We start from the raw sequence: 22726 nt of genomic DNA on the forward strand, positions 1-22726 counted from the left end.
TTACACGATCGCGACATTCGGCAAATCCGAATGCGCTTGACGCGGGGTGGAGCAGCCCGGTAGCTCGTCAGGCTCATAACCTGAAGGCCGCAGGTTCAAATCCTGCCCCCGCAACCAACGATACTTGCAACCGCTTGCATTCCTGCTCACGCTCGGCCAGCAAGGCTCCGCAGCGGCGCAGGAAATTCCCCATCGGAACGTTTGCGGACAAACTCCGCCGATTGCTCACTTCGCAGTTCCCGTGAAACCTCGCGCCATGCTTCCTGGGCGGCCAGAATGGCGGCGAGGCGGCCATGGATGGTCAGCTCCGCCGACTTGCCGTCGGCCGATGGCGCGATCACTACCTTCTGAACCAGCTGGCGAGCAACCGATATCCAGCTCTCCTCGACACCTTTCTCCCCCGTTGACAGCATTGTCCTGACCGCAGCGACCGCAGTTTTGAGCATGCCCGCATTGAGGGGCGGGGTCACGGCAGGCATGATCGGGGATAGCGACATCACGCTGTGTGTCGGCAACCGTTCAAAAACAGATCGGCACAGATCTCCGCCCTTGTGGCGATCTCTTGCGGTGTGGGTGGTTGTCGTTGACGAAGAAGAACCGCGCGTTGCGGCTCCATGATCATCATGCCTCGAAGCATACCTGACGCCAGGGCGGCGTCCTCGATCTTCAGGCGCTTCAGGCCCGCTTGCAGGACAAGCCAGCGTTCCAATGCCGCGCTGGTCTGGGCAATGGCCTGCGTATGAAACGTATTGGCAATTTCCGGAAAGCGGTCAGCTTCCGCGATCACCAGTTTGAAGATGGCAATCGTGTATCCGGCGAGGGCCAAATCCCCATAGGCCGTCAGCAGGCGGACGAGACCATCTCTCAGTTCCATCTTTGCAAGTGCTGTTTCATCCAGAGTCAGAAAAAACTGGCCGATCCGATCAGAAACCACGCTTGAGAACAAATCGGCCTTCGTGGGGAAGAGCCTGTAGAGCGTTTTGGTGGATACGCCGGCGGCCTGGGCGATCAGATTGATATTAGCCGATGCAAAACCATTTTCCTGGAAGTGCGGATTTGCAGCTTCGATGATGAGTGACCGTGTCTCGTCGTCGCATCGAACCGGCGGCCTGCCGCGCGAGCGTTTTTCGGGTTTTTTATTTTCGACCATCGAAATTTTCCAAATTATGTTGACGTTCAGTTTAAATGGGTTATTTTAGAAAGCAATCGCTTTCCTATTTATCAACCACTCGAATTGATGGCATGACCGGCCTTGCAAGCCGGCGCCGAGGTCAACCATGGCGGCACTTCAACATAACGTCGTTTCGCTTCCAGCGCCCAGACTGGCTCCTGAAGAAGGCACTGTCAGCCAGATGCCTTTGCCGCAAAAGGTGACGCTGCCCGCGATCACGCCTTTGACGAGCAGTCAAAAATTGCTGCTGACGACAGGATTGGCAGGGTCTTTCCTCATCAACGTGTCCGCCCAGTTCGTCACGACAAATATTGCCGACCTGCAAGGTGGCATCGGTGCCACGCCCGATGAGGCGTCCTGGATCTCGACCGTGTACACCATGGCAAGTTTTGCTGGGATTGTCGCGTCGGGACCGTTGATCAAGACGTTTGGCCTGAAGCGGTATCTGACCGCGAACGCGGTGGTCTTCTCCCTGGCTGCCTTCGCATGCATGCTGATCGCTCAGTTGAATGCGATCATTGCGTTTCGTTTCATTCAAGGACTGGCGGCTGGCGGCTTCGGGCCGGTCGCCTTCATTTCCGTGTTCATGGTGATGGGCGGACGTCGCCTGCCGATGGGCCTGACGCTGCTCGGATTTGTCCTGCTATTTCCGGCGACACTCGGGCCGACGATGTCGGGATACATCGAAGATAGTTTCGGATGGCGGAGTTTCTTCTTCACTCAGGTATTGATCGGTGCCGTGCTTGCCATCGCGGCCGTTTCCTTTCTGCCCAGGCAACCCGTGTCCTGGTCCGGCCTCAAGACGGACTGGACGGCAATTCTCATGCTCTCCGCAGCGTTGGGCTTCTTGGTCATCGTTCTCAGCCAAGGGACCCGGCGCTTCTGGTTCGACAACGACATGATTGTCTGGTGCACTGTTGCCTGCGTTTCGGCATGGGCGGGCTTCATCTTCCTCTGCCGTTTCTCGCCCCTGCCGATCATAGCCCCCCGGCTGCTGCTCAAACGCTCCTTCGGCATTCCGATCGCCCTTAATCTGGTGTTCCGCGCCGGGTTCGTCGTCACCAGCTACTTGGTTCCCCTGTTTCTGGGAACGGTTCAGGGGTATCGGCCATTGGAGGTCGCCGGCTTGCTCGGCTGGGCCGCGATTGCGCAACTTGCAGCGCTTCCCCTTGTATGGGGTCTGTTGCAGCGGTTCGATAGCAGGCTGATCATGGGATTGGGCTTGTTGCTGTGCGGCATTGGGACCGCGCTTGGCATTGCCGGAACTGGCTTGAGTTCAGGCGATCAGTTCCAGACGATGGTTTTTGTCTTTGCCGTTGGGCAACTTTTCTTTCTCGTGCCCGATCTATTGATCGGTGCGGGCTCGCTGACGCCGCCGGATCTGCCGACTGCTTCCCTGGCTTTCAACATGACGACGCTGGGCGGTACGACACTTGGGTCGGCCCTGGTTTCCCATCTGGTGACCGAGCGGGAGAAGTTCCATTCGAACATTCTGACGGAAAACCTGTCGCTGTATGACCCGGTCGTCTCTGATCGGATAACCGTGATCGCCACAAGCCTCGGCAGCCGTCTGGTGGACGATGCCGCCGTGACGGCGCGCGCCGTATCCTTCGTCGGAGCAATTGCTCGCAAGGAGGCTTGGGTTCTGGCCTTCAACGACGGTTTTCTGGCCGTTGCCGTCATCTTGACCATCAGCGCCGCGGGCGTGCTTGCGATCGGCAAAAGCCCGGCCCACCGTACAAAAGGAGAGGCAAAATGAAATTGTTCACAGCATCGCTCGGCAGTCTTCTGGTCGCGGGCAGTGTCTATGGCGCGACAACCTTGTCCGTAGCGCCAGGCAACTGGCTGGGAAACTGGCAGGCAACGTCCACCGACAATGCCTATGTTCGCGGCGATGTCACGCCGATTAGCCCCAAGATCACCGGCTTTGTCGTGGATGTTCCGATCAAGGACAACCAGAAGGTCACGGCCGGCCAGATCCTGTTTCGCATCGAAGACAACGACTACAGGGCGCGGGTTGAGCAGGCACAGGCTGCGCTCGCCAGCAAACGCGCCGCCATTATCAATCTCGACAGCCGGTTGAAGCTGCAGCAAACAGCCATCGAGCAGGCGCAGGCAGCGCTTGACGGTGCGCAGGCCGATGCTGATCGCGCCAGGAAGGATTTCGCAAGAAGCGTCGGTCTGTTGAAGAGTGGTACCGCAACCCAGGCAAATGTTGATCTGACGCAATCGGCAAACCTTGGCGCAATCGCAAGAGTGTCGCAGGCAAAAGCGAACTTGGTGGCCGCGCATGTCCAGACGGACGTACTGGAAAGCCAGAGGCCTCAACTTCTCGGGGATATAGAAGGGGCGGCTGCCGCCCTGCGCCTTGCTGAAATAGACTTGGAAAGCACCACCGTTCGTGCGCCCGCCGACGGACACGTCGGAGAGCGGCAAGCGCGGGTCGGGCAGTTTGTGAAGCCCGGGGCCCCTTTGATCGCCTTCGTTGAAAACACCAGATGGGTCATTGCGAACTTCAAGGAAACCCAACTCGCCGGAATGCAAGCTGGCGACTCGGCGATGATTGAGATCGATGGCGTGCCGGACGTGACCTACAAAGGGCACATTGAAAGTTTCTCGCCGGCAAGCGGGGCTCAGTTTGCTCTCCTGCCGCCTGACAATGCGACAGGCAATTTTACGCGGATCGTCCAACGTGTTCCCGTTCGTATCACTCTGGATGAGAATCAGGTGGGGCTTGACCGCCCGCTTCCAGGAATGTCGGCACGGGTCGCAATTGAGTAGGTAAAGTCGATCGGTCGATGTGGGTTGAGCAGCTTCCATCGGACTATCGGCAGATTCGCCGCCTGCTGCATGCTGATGGCTTCAAAATCCGGCTCGGCATCATGCAGGGGAAGCGCATAGCTTTATCATCCAATCGCGCAGGTAAGTCGTAGATCCTGGGCACGGAATCGGACTGATGCCGTCGAGCGACGACCAGATAGAAAGAGGCAAAACTCGCCCGTCTGCTGCCAGACTGTCGTCAGCGGAGATCCGTCGTGCTTGCCGTCTAATGCGTGGCAGTCGCGGCGATAATCGCGCACGAACTTCGCCACATATTTTCAAGGCGATCACCGGGATGGCTCCCCTCAGTTATTTCGCTGAGCCTGCGCGGTAACACTGCGAACTCCGGTGCATATGTCGTGGATGCGTGGGCGAGTAAGATCGCGGCTCAATCTCTTGCGGTGAAAGTATCGCCTGGGTCCATTTTTCAGCACCTGTTCTTTTGAACTTTCCGTACTCCCGGGAAGGGTGCCTAGCCTCAAGCCAAATTCGTACTTGTCTTAAGAGGTCGTGGCCACGCGGCGAATGTCCTAAATTGACGGATATGTGACATTTGAGACAGCCAGGCTTTGTCCTAACATCAGGGCTGGGAAGTTCAACCTGATGGAGATTGTTATGACCGAGAACTCGAATGGTACCGCACTCATCACTGGCGCTTCCTCTGGTATCGGCGCGATTTATGCGGATCGGCTGGCGCGCCGGGGCTATGATCTGATCCTCGTGGCCCGCAATAAGGAGCGCCTCGATGCGCTGGCCGAACGCCTCACCGACGAAACAGGGCGCGCTGTCGAAGTGATCGCGGCGGACCTTGGCAACAAGGATGATCTCGGCCGCATCGAGAAGGTACTGCGTGCCGACGCCAGCATTACCACGCTGGTCAACAACGCCGGTGTCGGCGCAACCGCCCCGCTGCTTTCGTCGGACATCGACAAGATGGAAGAGATGATCACGCTGAACGTCACTGCGCTAATGCGGCTGACCTATGCTGCAGTGCCCGGCTTCGTGAAACGGGGCACCGGCGCGATCATCAACATCGCCTCGATCGTTGCTATCGCGCCGGAACGGCTGAACGGCGTGTACGGCGGAAGCAAGGCCTTCGTGCTGGCGCTCACCCTGTCGCTCGAGCAGGAGCTGGCTGACAAGAATATCCGCGTCCAGGCCGTTCTTCCGGGCGCCACGGCGACCGATTTCTGGGGCATTGCCGGGACGCCGCTGGAGTATGTGCCGAGCGAGATCGTCATGTCCGCCGAGGACATGGTGGATGCCTCGCTTGCCGGCTTCGACCTCGGCGAGTTGATTACCATTCCGGCGCTTCCGGACGCACGCGACTGGGAGGCATACGAAGCGGCGCGGCAGAAGCTCATGCCGAGCCTTTCGCTCAGCACGCCGGCTGCGCGATATCGAGTTGGGGGATAATGGGGTCCCCGCCGTCAGAGACTTCACCTCTTGAAATGTACGCCTATGTCGGCGCGGTTCCGTCGATCGGCAAAACAAGGAGAATGACATGTCGAGACCGTATTCGATAATTGGCAAGCGCAATCGACTTGCCGCCACCGCATTGGCTGGAGCGATCGCAATTTTTCTTCCCGCGGTCGTGGCTCATGCCGAAACGAGCTCTCCTGCGCGGAGCGGCGTCGAGGTTGCGCAGGCTTCCGTAAACGGTGCGTCAGAAGCCCAGCCGGCTGTCGACGAAACCATCCGGCCATTCCAGTTCCGTGCAACCGATGAGGCCATTGCCGATCTCCAGCGGCGGGTCAAGGCGACGCGATGGCCGAGCCAGGAGCTTGTCCGAGACGACACGCAGGGCGTTCGGCTGGCGACGATGCAGAAGCTCGCCGACTATTGGGCGAACCAGTACGACTGGCGAAAAATCGAGACGAGGTTGGACGCCCTGCCTCAGTTCGTGACGAATATCGACGGCGTTGACATCCACTTCATCCACGTTAAGTCGAAGCACCCGAACGCGCTGCCGGTGATTATTACCCATGGCTGGCCAGGCTCGATCATCGAGCAGATGAAGATCATTGATCCATTGACCAATCCCACAGCGCACGGCGGAAGTGCATCCGACGCCTTCGATGTCGTCATTCCGTCAATCCCCGGTTACGGCTTTTCCGGCAAGCCCACAGAACTCGGCTGGGACCCGCAGCGTGTCGCGCGGGCCTGGGCCGTTCTGATGGACCGCCTGGGCTATAAGAAATATGTCGCGCAGGGCGGCGACTGGGGTGACGCTGTCAACGAGGCGCTACAGAAGCCTGCGGGGCTGCTTGGCATCCATACCAACATGCCCGGCACGCTTCCCGACAACATTTCAGCGGCGCTGGCCGGCGGTCCGCAGCCGACGGGCCTGACGGGCGACGAGGAGTATGCGTGGAAGCAGCTCGATTTCTTCTACAAGCATCGTGTCGGCTACGCGTTGGAAATGGGGGCCCGGCCACAGACACTCTACGGCCTGGACGATTCGCCGATCGCGCTCGCCGCGTGGATGATTGACCATGATCCGGAGAGCCAGAAGCTGATCGGCCGTGTCTTTGACGGGGCTTCGGAAGGGCTGACGCGCGACGACATCCTCGACAACATCACGCTCTACTGGCTGACGAACACGGGACTGTCTTCGGGTCGGCTCTTCTGGGAAAGCAAGCTCGCCTTCTTCGCGCCCAAGGGCGTGACCATCCCGGTCGCGGTGAGCGCCTTTCCTGACGAGATCTACACCGCGCCCCGCAGTTGGACCGAGAAAGCCTTTCCGAAGCTAATCCACTACAATCGACTGCCCAAGGGCGGGCACTTTGCCGCCTGGGAACAGCCGGAAGTCTTCACTAAAGAGTTGCGAGCTTCGTTCAGGTCGCTGCGTTCATCGAATTGAGAAAGAAGGGGCGCGGAAACGCGCCGCCTTCCCTTCCACAAGGAGAAAGCCATGACCAGTGCAATCAAAACCCCCAACATCCAAACGGTCGACCTGAAGCTTGAGGTCGTCGTTATCCCCGTCTCGGACGTCGACCGTGCAAAGCGCTTTTATGACAGCCTGGGTTGGAGGCTCGACGCCGACTTTGCCGTCGGTGATACATTCCGGGTCGTGCAGTTCACGCCGCCAGGCTCACCGAGTTCGATCCACTTCGGTACGGGGCTGACGTCGGCGGCGCCCGGCTCGGCAAGCGGGCTCTATCTCGTCGTGTCGGATATCGAGGCCGCGCGCGCCGAACTCATCGATCACGGCGCCGACGTCAGCGAGATTTTCCACCGTGCCGGTCCGGGACAGCCGCCGCTCAGCGGTCGCGATCCGGAGCGGCGGAGCTATCGCTCCTACGCCTCGTTCAGCGATCCGGACGGCAACGGCTGGCTGCTCCAGGAAGTAACCGAACGATTGCCTGGACGCATGGATACGGACGTTACGACGTTCACCTCGTCGATCGAGCTCGCAGTGGCGCTCCGGCGCGCGGCGGCGGCCCACGGCGAACACGAGAAGCGAACCGACGGCAAGCATGATGAGAACTGGCCGGACTGGTACGCCGACTACATCGTGCGGGAGCAGGCCGGCAAGCCGCTGCCATCATAGGCCTCTGCGATGAGGTCTTCGGGCTGGCAATCCACTGAAGAGCGGATTGCCAGCCCGTCCCACTCAACCCATGCCCCTTAGAAGTGTCGGGATCAGTTCCGAAACCGTTGGATGGATAGGCACTGACCATTGAAGGTCGGTGTAACGCGTTCCGGCGCTCATGGCGTCGATGACACCGTGGATCGCTTCATCGCCTTCTATGCCGAGAATCGCGGCCCCGAGGATTTCCTTGGTATCGGCGTCGGCTACTACCTTCATGAAGCCTCTTGTTTCGTCACGTTCCTTCGCTCGTCCTACCCGCGCCATCGGCCGCCTGGAGACAAGGACCTTGCGGCCTGATGATGCCGCCTCCCTCTCGGTCATTCCCGCGCGCCCAAGCGGCGGATCGATGTAGAGGGCGTAGCCTGGGATCCGGCTCGATACCTTGCGGTCTTCGTCGTCGAGAAGGTTGGCGGCGACGATCTCGAAATCATTGTAGGAGGTGTGGGTAAAGGCTCCCCGCCCGTTGCAGTCGCCGAGCGCCCAAATGCCTGCGACGTTGGTCGCGAGTTTGTCGTCGACCACGATATAGCCGCGGGGATCGACCGCAACACCGGCGATGTCGAGGCCCAAATCATCCGTGTTCGGCCTGCGTCCGGTCGCCACAAGAACGTGACTGACATCGAAGTCGGCGCCGTCCAGGGACATCCGGATCCCGTCCTCACCTCGAGAAAACGAAATTCGATTGGCGTTCGTGCGGACATCGATGCCCTCTGCCGCAAGAATTTCCTGGATGGCGTCGGAAACGTCCTCGTCCTCCCGCGAAGCGACGCGGGCTCCGCGCTCGACCACGGTGATTTCCGAGCCGAACCGCCGATACATCTGCGCGAACTCCAGGCCGATGTAGCTTCCGCCGATGATCGCCAGGTGGCGGGGCAGGACGTCGAGGGTAAGGATTGACGTGCTGGTAAGGTGATCGATGTCTTCGAGCCCAGGCAGATCGGGGATAACCGGACGGGCGCCGACGTTGATGAATATCCGCGGGGCGGTGAGGGTCTCGCCGTTGACGCAAACCCTGTCGGTCGTCTCGAACCGAGCGTGGCCATAGATGGTGGTCACGCCATCCATGTTGCCGAGCCACTCTGCCAGTCCGTTTCGGGCTTCCATGGTGATCTGGTGTGCCCGGCGTCGAACGACTTGCATGTCGATAGCGATTTCACCTGAAATCTTCACGCCCAGGTCCGCCCCGCGTCGGCTTACGTATGCGGCCCGGGCGCTGGCCACCAGCGTCTTCGTGGGCATGCAACCGGAATTGACGCAGGTTCCGCCAAGGAACTTTCGTTCGACAAGGACAACCTTCATGCCTCGTTCGGCCATCCGCACCGCAAGGGAGGGTCCAGCTTGGCCAGCACCGATCAAAATAGCATCAAACCTTCGCATCAGGCCGCTCCTATCTCGAAGTGATGGCTATTGCGGAAGCGTCGTTTTCGCCAGGCCACCAAGCGTAACACATTGCCCGCCGGAGCGCACCGCCGGCGCCCATGCCATGGCTCAACTCCGATCTGGCTGAAATAGCCGGATATATGACATTTTAGACGTTCAAGTTTCACCCTAGTATCGAGGCTCCAAATTCAACGAAATGAGTTCGGCTTCCGCAACATACGCTCTTATACTATGACGGACATCTCAAATGGGCAGCGATTTCGGACAAGGGATGTGGTGTGCCATGCACAAGATCGGCTTCGTCGTCTTTCCGGGATTTCAGCTCTTGGGTTTTGCAGCGGTAACTGCCTTCGAGATCGCCAACATTCAACTTGGAGAGCCGGTTTACGAGATAACGCTGCTTTCCGAAACCGGCGGTGAAATCAAATCATCTGCCGGTTTCGGCGTTGTCACGAAGGCCTTTGACGACACCGCCTATGACACGGTCATCTTCGGGGCCGGAACGACGATCGCGCCGATGACGCCAGGATTGATCGCGTTCGCACAGCGCTCTGTGCAAACCTCGCGGCGGCGCCCTGTACCGGCGCCTTCATCCTAGCGGAATCCGGCTTGCTGGATGGTCGCCGGGCGACGACGCACTGGTTTTTTGCACGTCAACTCCGGGAGCGCTTCCCGGCCGTCAGGGTCGAGGAGGACCGCATATTTATCGTTGATGGCACCGTGTGGACGTCAGCGGGGATGACGGCAAGCATCGACCTGGCTCTCGCCATGGTCGAGAAGGTCCAGGGCCAGGAGGTCGCTCGCTCGGTCGCACGCAAGCTCGTGGTCTACCACCGGCGCGCTGGTGGCCAATCGCAGTTCTCGGCATTGCTCGAACTGGACCCGAAGTCGGACCGGATCCAGAAATCGGTCAACTACGCCAAGGCCAACCTGCGCAGCGTTCTGTCGGTGGAGGAACTGGCGGATGCGGCGGGCTTGAGCGCGCGTCAGTTCAGCCGGGCCTTCCGGTCAGAGACGGGTCAATCGCCCGCCAAGGCCGTGGAGAACCTGCGCGTGGAGGCGGCGCGGCTGTTGATGGAACAAGGTCGCCACTCCATGGACGTGATCGCGGAGGAAACCGGGTTTGCCGATAGTGATCGCATGCGCCGGGCTTTTCTGCGGACGCTCGGACAGCCACCCCAGACGATCCGGCGTAACGCGCGCGAAAGTGCAATAGCATCGTGAATGAGGAGAGCCTGAGCATCTGGCCACGCGGTACGGCTGGCACCACAGGAGGAAAATTGTATCTCATTGTAGCTTCCTGCCAGATTTCTACATGGGCCTTCCCAGAAAGAGCTTGGCCCAAATGCCCGATTAGGAAGAGAAGCGGACATTCACAATCCAAATTCACCCGAGATAACCGGAAACACCGTCCCACAATAATTTCATCGCTGTCACGACCAGCAATCCGTAGCAGGCCCGATAAAGCTGACGTTGGTCCAGCTTTCCGTGAAGCCGCCAACCAAGCCATACTCCGGTAGGAATGGCGAGCAGGCAAGCCGCCATCAGTATCCAGTCGTTGCCCGCCGGTTTCACCAACAGCAACCACGGCACCGCCTTGGTTGCGTTGCCGACAGTGAAGAACATGCTCGTCGTTCCCGCATAGACTTCCTTGCTGAGGCCGAGCGGCAGCAGATACATCGCAAGCGGCGGTCCGCCCGAATGAGCCACCATGGTGGTGATACCCGATGCGAGACCGGCAGAGATCGCCTTCGGCGACGAGCGCGGACGGATCGTCACCTTCCCGCCGCCCACAAACCATAGGCCGACAAAGATCAAGGTAACCGCTGCCATCACGATCGCGATGGCGCGGTGGTCGAGGAAGCGGAACAGCAGATAGCCGAACCCGATGCCGGTAACGAGCCCCGGCAACAGCAGCACCAGGTCCTGTTTCGACCAAGTCGAGGGCTTCCAGTAGCGCAGCGCGTACAGATCCATCGCGACAAACAATGGCGCGAGCAGGCCGCCGGCGGTGACCGGATCCATCACCATCGACAACAGCGGAATGCCGACGATGGCGAATCCGCCGCCGAACGCGCCTTTCATGAAACAGATCAGGAATACGCCGGTAAATGCGACCAGGATCGTGACAGCCGTCAGTTCCGGCACAGCCGCAGAGGTCATTATCAAATCCTCGCCCGGTTGGAAGCGGTCATCAAGCCGTAAGCTGCCGCTTCGATCTCGGAACGCCCGAGGCCAATGTCCTTCAGGGCGTCGTCGTCGAGTTCGCGAAGGCGCGCAATGGCGGCGCGACGGACGAAATAGCGCGCGATCTTCCAATGGGCAGTGATTGGAAGACTTGTGTCGGGGCTGGTTGTCCCCGCTGCGCGGACGATGGTCGAAAGGGTTGCAGACATTTCTGGTCTCCAATGGTTGCTCCGCAGCAATGCGGCGCCGCCGGCGCGAGCGCTTTTTTAAGCGCGGCCGCGTGCTCATTGATCGCAGACCTCGACAATTCCCGGTACAATCCGGTTTGACGTGGCCAGTATGCTCCGATAGTATCTCGGTGCAAATGAAACATTGATCTCGGTGCAATTTATGTCGAAGTCCGAATATCTGAAGCTTGCCGACATCATCGCTGCGGAAATAGCCGATGGCACTCTCAAGCCCGGTGACCGCCTGCCTCCGCAGCGCAGTTTTGCCTACGAGCGTAAGATCGCGGTCTCGACGGCGAGCCGCGTATATGCGGAGCTCTTGCGCCGCGCCCTTGTGGTTGGCGAAGTCGGCAGGGGCACCTTTATTTCGGGCGACGCCAGGCGCGGCGTAGCAGCGCCAGGTGAACCGCGCGGCATCCGGATCGATCTTGAGTTCAATTACCCGATGCTTCCCGACCAAACGACGCTCATCGCAAAAAGCCTGGGGGGCCTGGAAAAACCTGGGGCGCTCGATGCCGCCCTGAGACAGGCGACCAGCGTCGGGACGCCGGCGGTCAGAAGTGTCGCGGCCGCGTACCTGTCGCAGGACGCATGGTCTCCCTCCCCAGAACAGCTTGTCTTCACCGGCAACGGACGGCAAAGCATTGCCGCCGCGCTCGCCGCAGTCGTTCCCACGGGCGGCCGTTGCGGCGTTGAGGCCTTGACCTACCCCTTCATCAAAGGGATCGCCGCCCGGTTGGGTATTTCGCTAGTGCCGCTGGCGATGGACGAGGCTGGGGTGCGACCTGACTCGGTAGAAGAGGCGCACCGTGAGGCACATCTCTCGGCCATCTACATTCAGCCGACGATCCACAATCCTTTGGGGATGACGATGACCCCGGCGCGCAAGACCGATCTCTTGCGCGTTGTCGAAAAGTTCAACCTTCCGATCATCGAGGACATTGTCTACGGCTTCCTCGACAACGAGCCGCCGCTTGCCGCGCTCGCGCCGGAATCCTGCATTGTCATCGACAGTCTCTCCAAGAGCGTCGCTCCCGGCCTGACGCTGGGCTTCATTGTGCCGCCGCAGCGGCTGCGTGAAAGCGTGATGGCTTCGGTACGTTCTGGCGGATGGACCGCCTCCGGTTTTGCGTTTGCGGCCGCTCAACGGATGATGGGCGACGGCATCGTTGCCGAGCTTTCGAGGCTGAAGCGCCTCGATGCGCGCGCGCGTCAGAAACTGGCGGCCAATCGTCTTTCGGCTTTCGAAATCCAGACGAACGAAAAATCCTACCATCTGTGGTTGAAGCTGCCGGCGCACTGGCGCTCGCAAACCTTCGTCGCTGCCGCGGCCAAGCGCGACATTGCGTTGACGCCATCGACAACCTTCGCCGTCACGCCCGGCCATGCCCCGAACGCCGTTAGGCTGGCGCTAGCGGCGCCGACAATGGATCAGCTCGATATTGGCCTGCGCACACTGGCCGCGCTGCTGAATGCCAAGGAGGACGATTTCGATTCGACCGAATGAAGCGACGCCACCGCATCTGGTTCGGTGAGTATGCGCTGGCCCTGTCAATGCGCGGCGGTTCATGGTGTCTTTGGGCCTGGGTCCGGTGAAACTTGCCACCCACCAGATGCTTATTGCAGCTGTGCTGCTCGCCCCGTTCGCAGCTCCGGCACACCTGGTTGAGTTGGCAAGGCAACCCGAGGCACTTTGGGCGCTGGTTCTTGGACTTGGCCTAGCCGGAACCGGAGTCGCCTTCGTTATCTACTATCAGCTCATCCAAATCCTGGGGGCGTTAAGGGCCGCCTCGGTTTACTATATTCCGCCGGTCGTCGCTCTCGTGGTTGGATGGGCGTTCGCCGGCGAGCGAGAAAACGCCTTCTTGCTGTGACGGCTTGAGCCGTGCCAATAGCCCATCGAGATCACGGAAGGCGCTCAACACGTCCGTGCCACAGGTGCCATTTCATGGCTGTGATCTCCCTGTCGATGGACGAAAGGGTTTCGCAGAGACTGGCGTCGAGGCCTGCGAGGACTGCGGCCAGCGACGGATCGCCTACAACTCCTGCCGCAATCGGCATTGCCCAAAGTGCCGGGGCGCGGCGGCACGGACATGGCTTGCCGAACGCGAGGCCGATCTGCTTCCGCTCGGCTACTTCCACGTCGTATTCACCTGCCGGCCGAGGTCGCCGACAGAACAAGGCGCTCGTCTACGACCTGCTGTTCAAGGCGGCGTCGGAGACGATGCTGACCATCGCGGTCGATCGCAAGTTGATCGTCGCTTGCGATACCGAGAACTGAACGACCTGCGCACGGCGATGACCGGACCGAAGGAATTGCCACCATTGATCTTCTGCATTGTCACTCCACGGGCATGACAACCGGAGCATCCTTCTTCTTGAGCAGCACGACGATGAATTTCGCAGGTTCAGTCTTGCTCGCATTGCGGCTGATCAGGTGAATGTCTGAAGGACTTTCGTAGAAGGTCTCTCCCGGCTTTAAGGTGACCTCTTTTTCACCCTTGACCTGCATCACGATGGAACCCTCGAGGACGTAGACGAATGCATTTGCGTCGTGCTTGTGGATTGGTGACGAGCCTCCCCCCTCATACACGACCGATATCATCAGGCCCTCTTTTCCTGGATAATTCGGGAGGTCCTTTTGCATGAGGGGCGTGACCTTTGCACCATCTTCAGCGGCAATCACCGGCAAGGTGCCAAGCAGGCAAGCTGATGCCAATACAAACAGCGTTAACAAAGCTGGTTTCATTGTCGTAGTCCTTGGGGTTGTAGAAGAGTGATCCGTCATGGAACCGTCGAGCCGCGACCGGGTGGGCGGCGCGAGAGGCAATTTGCAGCCGGTTCCAAATGTTGATTGCACCGATCGAGAAGGCCAGATTGACAACTTCGGTCTCGCTGAATTGCTTCTTGGCCTGCTCATAATCTTCATTTGGTGCGCCGGTGTCGGCAACCAAAGTCAACGCCTCGGTCCAGGCGAGGGCGGCGCGTTCACGATCCGTGTAGACGGAAGACTCTCGCCACGCATCCAACATCAACAACCGCATCTCGGTCTCGCCTTGCTTCCGGGCCTCTATGCTCGAGCCCGTCGGCAGCAGGGTGGGGCTCCAGTTCGATCGGGCGCGACCTTGAAGGGCATGAAGCGCGGGGTCATTTTTGTGTTCCTTTCATATGTGCTGAAAACTGCGCCCAGGGCGTTCAATGTTGGCTTACTTCGACTGTTGGGACTGACGGAACCAATCCTCGAAGTTGATCTTGCCGAGCCGGGCACCACCTACTGGCACGAGCGACTGATCATTGAGTTCAGATCCGAAATAGCGCGCATGAACATCTGCCTCGACCGTCCGCGGATCGTTGGCCGCTTTCAGGTATCGGGCAATGATCTCGCTCATGGGAGCGCGCTCGGGACCCGCAATCTCTATCGTGCCGTTGAGCGGCTTCGCGACGGCGACGTCCGCCATCGCATCGGCAACGTCGTCCGAGGCGATAGGCTGAAAAGCGGCGGGCGAAAGACGCGCGACGGTACCGACGGTTCCTCCGTCGGCGATGCCTTTCAGGAATTCCATGAACTGGGTGGAATGAACGATCGTATAGGGGATCAGCGATTCCTTGATGAGCCTCTCCTGGGCAAGTTTGGCCCTCATATACCCGCTTTCGGGCAAACGCTCTGTCCCAACGATCGAGAGGGCGATGTGATGCTTGACGCCGGCCTTGGCTTCGGCGGCAAGCAGGTTGCGACCGGATGTTTCAAAGAATTCGAGGACGGCCTTGTCTTCCCACGACGGCGCATTCGCAAGATCAATGACGACCTCGGCACCGACAAGCGCGTCCGCCAGACCTTCACCCGTAATGGCGTTGACGCCGGTGTTTGGCGACGCGGCGAGAACGTCGTGGCCCTTATTGCGCAGACGTATGGCGGTCTTGGATCCGATCAGCCCGGTTCCGCCGATAATAACTATTTTCATGACAGATCTCCCTCGTTGGCCAAAAGACGCAGTTTCGGAGAATGACTGGGGAGACAAAAACATTCTATCGTGCGGGAGATGTAGCGCTCTAGTCGCCAAGTTCAGGCAACCTATCCTCAATTAGAAGCGATACACAGGATGCACGGGCTTCAACGAGATGCATCTCGTCGGCTCTGTCGCCGGCGAGTCTCATCGTTACTCACCCCGTCATTGCCCAAGCAGAGTACCACCCGACTTTGGGTGTGTCACCGCCTGAAGGGCGGCGACAACTCTGATGGCGGCCTGGCCATTTGTGTGTACCCGATAACCACCGTTCTCAGTAAAACAAGGGGAGTTGGATGTGGCCTGCGTTCCATGAAATCGAGCGCTTCCAAGGCGAGATCGCATGAATTCCCGATATAACTCAGCCCGGAAGTCGGTAGGGTTTAATTCCTCGCGCAACTCTTCGTCATAGGCGTTCCTGCGGGTCTCGATGCGAAGTCTGACTCGAGCATGAACTTCCTGCGTGAGAAACGGCAATGTTGCAGCGACGGCCAGTTCGTCCGGCAAGGCGAGATATGTGCCGGAAAGGTCGAAAGCATCACGATTTTTGAAAGTAGAACCAGGTCGTAGATCTTCTTGGCAATGACTTCTGACGGGCGCTCGCGCTTGATGATTCGTCCGTTGAACTCGAACGGCGTGGTCTGGTCATCAAGCAGCGGCGACGCGCCGCGCCTTCTACCGGAGCCGTAGCGTTCTGGTCCGAAGGTGTTGTGACCGCCGGAGTGTCGCCATCCGGGTTAGCGGCTGGTTTGGTCGTCTGTGCGAAGGTGGATGATGCCGACATTGGCGATGATCGCGGTTGCGACGAGCAAATTCTTCATGGATTTCTCCTTTGCGGGATCGTGAGCGATCCTCGGCACCAGAACCAGCAACATCAGGGATTTTCCATACGCCGACTCATCGAAGGCAAACGGACGAGCATCGTTGCGCCGCCAGGTCACGGATAAGAACATAAGCAGTGCCATTAATTATTTGTGCGTTGCAGCAACCTTCTGGCGTATGGTGCGTTGAGGACCGGGCGGTTCTCGCCTAAGGCCGCTAGGAGCACCAGATGCAATCCATTTCCGACACTATTAAAAGACTACGCAAATTGCGCTCGGCGCACAGCTCCGCCCCGATGTTCGAAGACAGGCTGACCGATCTCGGCCCGTTCGGTTCCAATCCTGGTGCCCTCAAGGCGAAAATCCACATCCCCAATGGCCTCATGCCTCGCGCGCCACTGGTGGTCGTCCTTCACGGATGTACCCAGACGGCCAGTGGGTATGACCATGGCTCCGGATGGTCTCGCCTTGCGGACGACTATGGATTCGTGGTGTTATTTCCCCAGCAGACGCCCAGCAACAACGCCAACACTTGTTTCAACTGGTTCCTGCCCGGTGACATCCGGCGTAACCAGGGAGAGGCGTTTTCCATCCGTCAGATGATCGAAACTGTAACCTCGACATACGACATCGATCGGAGCCGCATCTTCATCACCGGGCTGTCCGCAGGCGGAGCGATGGCGAACGTCATGCTCGCAACGCATCCGGAGCTTTTCGCAGGTGGCGCGATTATTGCAGGCCTTCCGTACGGTATTGCGACGACGGTTCCAGAAGCGTTTGACCGCATGCGGGGCCAGGGGCTACCCGGAGCGGGTGGTCTCCAGACGCTTCTTCTGTCTGCTTCCAAGCATGATGGACCTTGGCCGGCGATATCGGTCTGGCAAGGCACCAAAGACCATACGGTGGTTCCCGCGAACGCTTTCGCGGTCATCGAACAGTGGCGCGGCGTGCATGAAGTGGAGTTCCCGCCCGTAACCCAACGGATCGACCACCATCAAAGGATCGTCTGGAGAGGTGCGGACGGCCGCGAAGCCCTCGTGCTCTACCAACTCGGAGGGATGGGCCATGGAACGCCGATCGATGCCACATCGGGCTATGGCAAAGCTGGCCCGTATATGCTGGATGTCGGCATCTCCTCGACCCAGCACATCGCCCGCTCGTGGGGCTTGATCGCATCATTCGAAAAACGGGTGAACCTTGATCCCGGAACGTTGCGCGAGCCGTCAGCGAACACCTTTCAATCCCCGTATTCTTCAGAACAAGGGACGGGAATCCAGCCGACGATCGAGAAAGCCCTTCGGGCGGCAGGCCTCATGAAGTGAGCGCTGGCAGAAGCGGGCGGTCTTTAGTCAAGCTGCAGTCAAAGCTGCCCTCGAGCGCGGAGCGATATCGCCCTGCGGCAGGTTACATTTGCAGCCTATCCCCGCCGCGACCGCCCGATCGACGCCGACGCAGATTTCATGATGCGGGTGCAGCTTTGGATTGACGGCGCGACCGATATTGCAGAGATGCGCGCGCGGCGGCTTCAGCGGAGTGGGCCGTCTGAGAGCATGCGCGGCACGGGGTTCTCCTACTCTAGCGATCCGTGCCATCCATGATCTGAGACGGCGGAACTCTCGGAGGCGACTCGATCTGAGCCTCATTTGTTCTGCCACTCATCGCGGTTCCCTTGTCAGGTTAAGGTAAGCCTGATCGAACTCTGCAACGTCTTGAAGTTTCTTCCAGTCGATTATGGTAATGACGCGGTTGCTCCAGGTCAGCACATCCTCCTGGCGCAGCTTTTGTAGCGTCTTGTTCAAGTGCACCAGAGACAGACCGAGCACGTCCGCCAACACGGCTTGAGAGAGCGGAAAAATAAAACATTGGTCGCTGACCCTTTGGACGACCTGCAGGCGTATAAACAGCTCACAGAAGATGTGCGCCAATTGCGATTTGGCGCTCTTTCTGCCCATCGCTACGATCCACTCGCGGTGAATCGCTCCGTCGATGACCGTTGACAGCCATAGCATCCGGGTGAGGTGTGGCTCCGTTTCGGTCAAGATTTTCAAATTTGAATGGTCCGCGAACGCAACGTGGCACGGTGACAGCGCTAAAATTCCGTGATCCATTGTTTTCAGCTGGAATGCGTGCAAATCCACAAAGTCGCCGGCAATGTGGATGGCAGTGATCTGCCGATGGCCATTCTCCAATACCTTGTACCGAGCGGCAAAACCGTCCACCAGCAATGTGCTGTATGATGGACGAGTACCCTGTACAACCAAGTCCTCACCCGCAACAAACCATCGCTCGCGTTTAATACTAGAGCTTAAAAGCGCATCTTCGCGAGGAGTGATGATGTCGCGAGCACTCAGGTTCAATATAAGAGGTTCAATCAAGTTGCCTCCCGACCAGTCCTGCCTAGCGGACGTGATCACGTCTTAAACTCTTGCGGGTTCGGCGGAAATCGTAATGACTTCCATCACCAATCGCATCTCGCAAACAAGCACATGGTTCGAATCCAAGACTTGAATGGAAATCATCGAGACCGGTTCTTGCGGCAGACCATCCGCCGCCATTTCGGCCAGAGCAACCTTTGCCTCTTCGATCGCGGCTTCGGAGTCGAGGAACTCGAACCCGCGGTCTTCCGCACTGAAGCCATCTTGGTCGGTGCTGCGGAAAAAGAACTGGGGCATGGATGGGTCCTTACTGCTTGACCTTATTAGCCAGCCGCATACCCTATGAAGGAATCTGCCGGTTAGTTCAGACAACTTTGCCAAACAGGTTATTGTTCCCAAGCGGCGTCGGTTCGACGTCCCAGGAGCAGAAAATAATGTGCGCCGGATAGCGCCTCGACTGTGAGCCCAAGGATGCGGTGACAATATCCCCACGCCGCGATAGTGTTCAGCAGCCATTGTTGGCGCCACGGCCGCATTTAGCGAGCGTAACGGCGCGCAGTCGGGTGGTTACAATTGCGGAGCGTTAAGCTGGGTACGGCAATGGGGCGTTGCAAAGTCCCGCTCGTCCGTCTCGCCATTCTGAAAGAGATCGATAAGTTGGTTGGCGGCGCAGGTGCCGACAAACTCGATGGCGGTAAAGGGACGGATGCCGCCTCCTATGTCGTGGCGACGTCGGGTCAGGTCTAACAGCGAGCCTTGCTGACGCTTTAGCCCATACCGGCGACGCCAAAGGATAGCTACGTCTCGATCGAACATCTGACGGGTTCGAGTCACGCCGACAAGCTGTACGGCAAGACCGCGCTAACATGCTGACCGGCAGTTCCGGCAATGATATCCTGTCTGCAGGCGCCGGCAATGACAGGCTTCAGGGCGGCTTCGGCGCGGACGACTTAATGGGTGGTGCGGGTTCCGACACCTTCCTGTTCAAAGCGACGACAGAATCGACAGTTTCGATAACGGGCCGCGATACGATCTACGACTTTGTCAGTGGCGACCGATTGAGCAGTCCGTCATCGACGGAATTACGACGGCTTCTGGCGTTCAGGTTTATCGGCACTGATGCGTTTCACAAGAAGGCCGGCGAACTGCGATATGACAAGAAGACTTCCGACACCTATGTCTACGGCGATGTAAACGGAGATGGAAAAGCTGACTTTGCGATCCACTTGGATGGTGCGATCGCCCTCTCGAAGGGATACTTCGTGTTGTAACAGCTCGCAATATTTGAGTGGCAAAACGCTATCAACAGTGCCGGTCACATCGGTTTCGCGGGCGTCTCCTGGCTTTGCCTGACTCTCTCGGATCGCGGCACAGTTGGGATTCTTGCGAACTTTGCCGACGTTGATGCTGATGCTTCTCCGTGACGCCCTGCGTCGGAGCGGGTGTTCACTCTCTGTGCTCTGACGATCGCATATTACCTCTTTGGGAACCGGGGTTTGCGCTGGCTCCGGTCCCCGGGAATGGCGACCGACTATTTATAGAATTTAGCGGCTCTTTGCAGCGCCTACCGCCTCAGCCGGCCTCGACCTTCAAAACACGGCCGCCATCATCATTTTCCGCTAGAGAATGACAAGGTGGCTACGGACGACCGAGGCTCAACCGTCCTTGTAGTAATAGCTGTAGCCATTGAGCGCCGGCGCGCCGCCGAGATGGGCGAAGAGCACCTTTGAACCTGCGGGGAAGAAGCCCCGGCGGGCGAGGTCGATCATCCCCTGCAGGGATTTGCCCTCGTAGACAGGGTCGGTGATCATCGCCTCGGTGCGGGCCGCGAGCCGGATCGCCTCATTGGTCTCCTCGGAGGGGACGCCATAGGCTGGATAGGCATAGTCGGGATTGATGACGATCTCGCTCTCGCGGACCGACCGGCCGAGGCCCACCAGTTCTGCCGTGGAGTCGACGATCTTCCGCACCTGCGCGCGCGTCTGGTCGAGCGTCCCGGAGGCATCGATGCCAATTACGCGCTCGGCCCGGTCCTGCGCGGCAAAGCCGACGATCATGCCGCCCTGGGTCGAACCGGTGACGACGCAGACCACGATATAATCGAAGGTGAAGCCGAGTTCTTTCTCCTGTGCCGCAACCTCCTCGGCAAATCCGACATAACCAAGCGCGCCATATTTGTGCACCGAAGCGCCAGCTGGGATCGGGTAGGGCTTGCCGCCGGCATCCTTCACCGATTGGATTGCATCCTCCCAGCTTTTGCGAATGCCGATGTCGAAGCCGTCGTCGACCAGACGGCTGTCGGCGCCCATCAGCCGCGTCATCAGGATATTGCCGACACGGTCATAGACGGCGTCATAATGCGGCACCCATTTCTCCTGGATAACGACGCATTTCATGCCGATCTTCGCAGCGGTCGCGGCGACCATGCGGGTATGGTTCGACTGCACGCCGCCGATCGACACCAGCGTATCGGCGCCAGAGGCCATCGCGTCCGGCACGATATATTCGAGCTTGCGCAGCTTGTTGCCACCCATGGCGAGGCCGGAATTGCAGTCATCGCGCTTGGCGTAGATCTCGACCTTGCCACCCAGCGCCGCGGTCAGCCGCGGCAGGTGCTCGATCGGCGTCGGGCCGAAGGTGAGGGGATAACGTTCAAACTTTTCGAGCAGTGACATCGAGCCTGGCCTCCGTGCCGATTTTTCTGGCCACAGGCTAACGGAAATCGCGTGAAATGTGCTCCCTAATTTCGTTGCGGGAATTACATATTTGCAATATTCTTCGAGATATATAATTCATTTCTTCAACAAAATGAGCCTAAAATGAGAGAATCTTCCAATGAAGGTTTCGACCGTGTCGATCTGAAGATTCTGCGCGCCCTGCAATCCGAGGGTCGGCTCTCCAATGCCGATCTAGCTGAGCGGGTAAACGTCAGCGCAGCGACCTGTCACCGGCGGACGCAAAGGCTGTTTGAAGAGGGTTATATCAGCGGCGTCCGTGCGGAAGTGGTGCCGGCGGCCGTTGGGCTCGGGGCACTGGTGATGGTCGGCGTGGTGCTTGACCGCTCGACACCGGAGAGTTTTGCCGCCTTCGAGGGCGCCGTGATGGAAATGAAGGAAGTGCTCGACTGCAATCTCGTGGCGGGTGACTTCGATTACCTGCTGAAAATCCGCGTGCGCGATATGGCGGATTTCAACAAACTGCACGGCCAAAAACTCATTGCTCTGCCTGGCGTACGCCAAACAAGAACCTTCTTCGTGATGAAAGAGGTTAAGGAGAACGCGCGGCTGCCGTTCTGATCCAAGAGGGCGCAGCCCTTCGTGTTCTTGAACCCGAAATAACGACGGCCGGACGCATGGGTTGCCGCTCCCTGATGAGGGCAGGGAACAATCCCACGGCTCTTGCGAGACCTAGTGATGTCCGGTCAGCGAGCCACTCTCTTGATAGCGCTCTGCCAGACCGTCCGGCAAGATCCCGACGACGGTTTGGAGCCATTGCCGTTTGATCCCCTCCTTAAAATAGGACGCGATTTCGTGCGAAACATCGGCGCGATGACGCAGTTCCTTAGCAATCTGCTCAAGTGCTAGGTCGAGGCAATAGACCGTCTGCTCCGCCTCGAGAAGCACGGCACTTTCTCTGGCAAAAACGACAAGGCGGGCCCCACCAGGCTGGCAGCGAATGCGATATCGATCTTTCCGGCAACAAGGCTTTGAATAAGTTGGGCGGTTAACTGAATATCGATCTCGAACGTAAGATCGTCCCATCGACGCTTCATATTAGCGACGAACTGTGGCAAGCACGTCGCCGCCGCGATTTCGCCGGATCCGATGCGAACTATCCCCCGAATTTGGTCGAAGCCGGCACTTCGGAGAAGTGCAGCCTGCAGTTGGTCCCATATTGGGGTGTACTCACGGACAAGCTCTCGCCCCGCAGGCGTTAAGGCCATCGTACGGCCATTCCTCCGGAACAGTGTTGCCGACAATCTCTTTTCGAGCTCACTAATGCGCGCAGATATAGCAGGCTGGGTGGTATTCAATCGCTCTGCAGCTGCCGCGAATGTGCCAAGTCGCGCTATCCACACTAGCGATTCCAGATGGTAATCCCGGCCCGGCGCTCCCGAGTTGGTCGAGCATATCATCGAGGGCGCCA

General features: G+C 58.9%; 23 protein-coding genes, 1 tRNA gene and 3 pseudogenes. 13 read left to right on the forward strand and 14 right to left on the reverse strand.

Annotation, left to right across the window (positions count from 1 at the left end; translation table 11 throughout):
- Nucleotides 1-40 precede the first annotated feature (40 nt).
- Nucleotides 41-117, forward strand: a tRNA-Met gene (locus JNB71_RS16785).
- A 29-nt stretch (nt 118-146) separates the two neighbouring features.
- On the opposite strand, the gene JNB71_RS16790 is transcribed toward JNB71_RS16785, so the two are convergent.
- Nucleotides 147-497, reverse strand: a complete 351-nt coding sequence (locus tag JNB71_RS16790) for an MADF domain-containing protein (protein WP_220372970.1) — start codon at nt 495-497, stop codon at nt 147-149.
- The gene (locus tag JNB71_RS16795) at nt 497-1150 is read right to left on the reverse strand and encodes a TetR/AcrR family transcriptional regulator (RefSeq protein WP_220372971.1); all 654 of its coding nucleotides are present in this window, start codon (nt 1148-1150) and stop codon (nt 497-499) included. Before JNB71_RS16795 ends, JNB71_RS16790 begins: the two co-directional genes overlap by 1 nt.
- A 127-nt stretch (nt 1151-1277) precedes the next feature.
- Between JNB71_RS16795 and JNB71_RS16800 the strand changes: the two genes are divergently transcribed.
- The 5 genes from JNB71_RS16800 to JNB71_RS16820 all read left to right on the forward strand — a co-directional run bounded on the left by JNB71_RS16800 (nt 1278) and on the right by JNB71_RS16820 (nt 7544).
- The gene (locus tag JNB71_RS16800; protein ID WP_223215899.1) at nt 1278-2930 is read left to right on the forward strand and encodes an MFS transporter; all 1653 of its coding nucleotides are present in this window, start codon (nt 1278-1280) and stop codon (nt 2928-2930) included.
- Nucleotides 2931-2932: 2 nt separating this feature from the next.
- On the forward strand, nt 2933-3952 hold the full coding sequence (locus tag JNB71_RS16805) for an HlyD family secretion protein (protein ID WP_220372972.1): 1020 nt from the start codon (nt 2933-2935) through the stop codon (nt 3950-3952).
- A 654-nt stretch (nt 3953-4606) separates the two neighbouring features.
- Nucleotides 4607-5407, forward strand: coding sequence for an SDR family NAD(P)-dependent oxidoreductase (locus JNB71_RS16810; protein WP_220372973.1), 801 nt, complete (start codon nt 4607-4609; stop codon nt 5405-5407).
- Nucleotides 5408-5495: 88 nt separating this feature from the next.
- Nucleotides 5496-6854 carry an epoxide hydrolase family protein gene (locus JNB71_RS16815; RefSeq protein WP_223215900.1) on the forward strand — a complete coding sequence of 453 codons (1359 nt, stop codon included), beginning with the start codon at nt 5496-5498 and terminating at the stop codon, nt 6852-6854.
- 51 nt (nt 6855-6905) lie between these two features.
- The gene (locus JNB71_RS16820; RefSeq protein WP_220372974.1) at nt 6906-7544 is read left to right on the forward strand and encodes a VOC family protein; all 639 of its coding nucleotides are present in this window, start codon (nt 6906-6908) and stop codon (nt 7542-7544) included.
- A gap of 63 nt (nt 7545-7607) precedes the next feature.
- On the opposite strand, the gene JNB71_RS16825 is transcribed toward JNB71_RS16820, so the two are convergent.
- A complete protein-coding gene (locus JNB71_RS16825) occupies nt 7608-8963 on the reverse strand; it encodes an FAD-containing oxidoreductase (protein WP_220372975.1) in 1356 nt (451 codons plus the stop codon).
- Nucleotides 8964-9249: 286 nt separating this feature from the next.
- On the opposite strand from JNB71_RS16825, the pseudogene JNB71_RS16830 reads away from it, so the two are divergent.
- Nucleotides 9250-10190 (forward strand): annotated as a pseudogene (locus JNB71_RS16830) (GlxA family transcriptional regulator).
- A 162-nt stretch (nt 10191-10352) separates the two neighbouring features.
- Here the strand turns inward: JNB71_RS16830 and JNB71_RS16835 are convergent.
- Together JNB71_RS16835 and JNB71_RS16840 are read right to left on the reverse strand one after the other, a co-directional pair.
- On the reverse strand, nt 10353-11114 hold the full coding sequence (locus JNB71_RS16835; protein ID WP_431029131.1) for a sulfite exporter TauE/SafE family protein: 762 nt from the start codon (nt 11112-11114) through the stop codon (nt 10353-10355).
- A gap of 17 nt (nt 11115-11131) precedes the next feature.
- Complete coding sequence (locus JNB71_RS16840) at nt 11132-11362, reverse strand: DUF1127 domain-containing protein (protein ID WP_220372977.1); 231 nt, start codon at nt 11360-11362, stop codon at nt 11132-11134.
- A gap of 181 nt (nt 11363-11543) precedes the next feature.
- Between JNB71_RS16840 and JNB71_RS16845 the strand changes: the two genes are divergently transcribed.
- The 3 genes and pseudogenes from JNB71_RS16845 to JNB71_RS16855 all read left to right on the forward strand — a co-directional run.
- Nucleotides 11544-12887: a PLP-dependent aminotransferase family protein gene (locus tag JNB71_RS16845; protein WP_220372978.1), complete on the forward strand. Its 1344-nt coding sequence runs from the start codon at nt 11544-11546 to the stop codon at nt 12885-12887.
- A gap of 85 nt (nt 12888-12972) precedes the next feature.
- Entirely contained in the window at nt 12973-13254 is a 282-nt protein-coding gene (locus JNB71_RS16850) for an EamA family transporter (protein WP_220372979.1), read from the forward strand.
- A 124-nt stretch (nt 13255-13378) separates the two neighbouring features.
- Nucleotides 13379-13631, forward strand: a pseudogene (locus tag JNB71_RS16855) (transposase zinc-binding domain-containing protein); the annotation flags it as partial.
- A gap of 90 nt (nt 13632-13721) precedes the next feature.
- Here the strand turns inward: JNB71_RS16855 and JNB71_RS16860 are convergent.
- From JNB71_RS16860 to JNB71_RS16875, 4 genes and pseudogenes are all read right to left on the reverse strand, one after another.
- Nucleotides 13722-14129: a cupin domain-containing protein gene (locus JNB71_RS16860; protein ID WP_220372980.1), complete on the reverse strand. Its 408-nt coding sequence runs from the start codon at nt 14127-14129 to the stop codon at nt 13722-13724.
- A gap of 46 nt (nt 14130-14175) precedes the next feature.
- A pseudogene (locus JNB71_RS24515) lies at nt 14176-14451 on the reverse strand (carboxymuconolactone decarboxylase family protein); the annotation flags it as partial.
- A 135-nt stretch (nt 14452-14586) separates the two neighbouring features.
- Complete coding sequence (locus JNB71_RS16870) at nt 14587-15342, reverse strand: SDR family oxidoreductase (protein ID WP_220372982.1); 756 nt, start codon at nt 15340-15342, stop codon at nt 14587-14589.
- Nucleotides 15343-16121: 779 nt separating this feature from the next.
- Nucleotides 16122-16349, reverse strand: a complete 228-nt coding sequence (locus JNB71_RS16875; RefSeq protein WP_220372983.1) for a hypothetical protein — start codon at nt 16347-16349, stop codon at nt 16122-16124.
- Nucleotides 16350-16435: 86 nt separating this feature from the next.
- On the opposite strand from JNB71_RS16875, the gene JNB71_RS16880 reads away from it, so the two are divergent.
- Entirely contained in the window at nt 16436-17527 is a 1092-nt protein-coding gene (locus JNB71_RS16880) for an extracellular catalytic domain type 1 short-chain-length polyhydroxyalkanoate depolymerase (protein WP_220372984.1), read from the forward strand.
- Between the two features lie 333 nt (nt 17528-17860).
- On the opposite strand, the gene JNB71_RS16885 is transcribed toward JNB71_RS16880, so the two are convergent.
- Both JNB71_RS16885 and JNB71_RS16890 read right to left on the reverse strand, forming a co-directional pair.
- Nucleotides 17861-18580, reverse strand: coding sequence for a Crp/Fnr family transcriptional regulator (locus tag JNB71_RS16885; protein WP_220372985.1), 720 nt, complete (start codon nt 18578-18580; stop codon nt 17861-17863).
- Between the two features lie 42 nt (nt 18581-18622).
- Nucleotides 18623-18877: a DUF6894 family protein gene (locus JNB71_RS16890; RefSeq protein WP_220372986.1), complete on the reverse strand. Its 255-nt coding sequence runs from the start codon at nt 18875-18877 to the stop codon at nt 18623-18625.
- Between the two features lie 569 nt (nt 18878-19446).
- Between JNB71_RS16890 and JNB71_RS16895 the strand changes: the two genes are divergently transcribed.
- Complete coding sequence (locus JNB71_RS16895) at nt 19447-19851, forward strand: M10 family metallopeptidase C-terminal domain-containing protein (RefSeq protein WP_220372987.1); 405 nt, start codon at nt 19447-19449, stop codon at nt 19849-19851.
- Nucleotides 19852-20235: 384 nt separating this feature from the next.
- On the opposite strand, the gene JNB71_RS16900 is transcribed toward JNB71_RS16895, so the two are convergent.
- Nucleotides 20236-21255 carry a 1-aminocyclopropane-1-carboxylate deaminase gene (locus JNB71_RS16900; RefSeq protein WP_220372988.1) on the reverse strand — a complete coding sequence of 340 codons (1020 nt, stop codon included), beginning with the start codon at nt 21253-21255 and terminating at the stop codon, nt 20236-20238.
- 144 nt (nt 21256-21399) lie between these two features.
- Here JNB71_RS16900 and JNB71_RS16905 point away from each other — a divergent pair, with 144 nt between their 5' ends.
- Nucleotides 21400-21876 (forward strand): Lrp/AsnC family transcriptional regulator, encoded by a 477-nt coding sequence (locus tag JNB71_RS16905; protein WP_220372989.1) that lies wholly within the window; start codon nt 21400-21402, stop codon nt 21874-21876.
- Nucleotides 21877-21987: 111 nt separating this feature from the next.
- On the opposite strand, the gene JNB71_RS16910 is transcribed toward JNB71_RS16905, so the two are convergent.
- Together JNB71_RS16910 and JNB71_RS24845 are read right to left on the reverse strand one after the other, a co-directional pair.
- Entirely contained in the window at nt 21988-22203 is a 216-nt protein-coding gene (locus JNB71_RS16910; RefSeq protein ID WP_220373390.1) for a hypothetical protein, read from the reverse strand.
- Nucleotides 22161-22715: a LysR family transcriptional regulator gene (locus JNB71_RS24845; protein WP_220372990.1), complete on the reverse strand. Its 555-nt coding sequence runs from the start codon at nt 22713-22715 to the stop codon at nt 22161-22163. Before JNB71_RS24845 ends, JNB71_RS16910 begins: the two co-directional genes overlap by 43 nt.
- Nucleotides 22716-22726 lie beyond the last annotated feature (11 nt).

The organism is Rhizobium herbae, assembly GCF_019511375.1.
Classification (GTDB): Bacteria; Pseudomonadota; Alphaproteobacteria; order Rhizobiales; family Rhizobiaceae; genus Pararhizobium; species Pararhizobium herbae_A.